General features: G+C 66.3%; 1 pseudogene. It reads right to left on the reverse strand.

Annotation, left to right across the window (positions count from 1 at the left end):
• Window positions 1-407, reverse strand: a pseudogene (locus IG78_RS43645) (IS5 family transposase); the annotation flags it as partial.

Raw genomic sequence — 407 nt, forward strand, 5'->3', positions numbered from 1 at the left:
CAGTCGTTGGCCTGGCCGCCCGATAAGACGAAGCTGAGAGGACGGCCGAGTCCGTCGCAGGCCAGGTGAACCTTCGTGCTCAGTCCACCACGGGATCGGCCGAGGGCGTGATCACCCGCTTCGTCCCTGTCGACTGCCCCCTTTTGCCGCCGGCGGCATGCTGATGAGCCCGCACGATGGTGGAGTCGACCGACACCAGCCAGTTGATGTCCCCGGCCGCGTCCTTCTCCGCCTGGATGGCCCGCAGCATGCGCGAGACGTGCCATCCAGTGCCCACCTGCGGAAACGCGTGTACAAGGTCTGCCAGGAGCCATACCGTTCCGGCACATCACGCCAGGCTGACCCGGTTCTCAGCTTCCACACGATTCCATTCAGGACCACCCGGTCGTCCGATCGAGGCCGCCCCG

It is taken from the genome of Streptomyces aureocirculatus (assembly GCF_000720475.1).
Taxonomy (GTDB): domain Bacteria; phylum Actinomycetota; class Actinomycetes; order Streptomycetales; family Streptomycetaceae; genus Streptomyces; species Streptomyces aureocirculatus.